The following is a 501-nucleotide window of genomic DNA, read 5'->3' on the forward strand; positions in this document are numbered from 1 at the left end:
TCGTCACGAACACCTTGACATTGCCGTCGCGCAGAAAATGCACGGCAAACCTTCCCAATTCGTCTGGCCGATAGGGAGGCACGGAGACGAATCGCACCTGTGGCACATCGTCAATGCGATTGACCCATCTGACCTTTACCGTCATACCAGGCTCGTGGACCAATGGCACCATGACGCAACACGTACGTTTCCCACCGCCCTTGTGCGCCCCGATATTCGGTCCGCCATGACCGTTGACCTCGAACGCGTAGATGCCTACATCGGTGTGGTTGTAGCCAACCATTGACACGGAGATTGGCTCGTCGCCGCAACCGGACATTGCCAGCGACAGTGCTGCCAGCAGGCCGGCTAACCACGCCCGTGGGCGCGCTACTGTGTAAGGCATGACTCTCCTCGTGGAACTGTGGTTACTTGCGCGCCTCGTCGCCCTTCAAGGGATAGTCAGGATGACGCAGAGCCATCATGGTCACGAAGACCTTGACGTTGCCGTCGCGCAGGAAA

The 501-nt window shown here is 58.5% G+C and carries 1 protein-coding gene; it reads right to left on the reverse strand.

The window, feature by feature from the left end:
• The coding region (locus tag AC1DP9_RS27765) for a DUF3304 domain-containing protein (RefSeq protein WP_477109080.1) at positions 1-385 on the reverse strand (385 nt) is incomplete at its 3' end.
• Positions 386-501: the final 116 nt, after the last annotated feature.

Source organism: Cupriavidus sp. 01L43 (genome assembly GCF_056399925.1).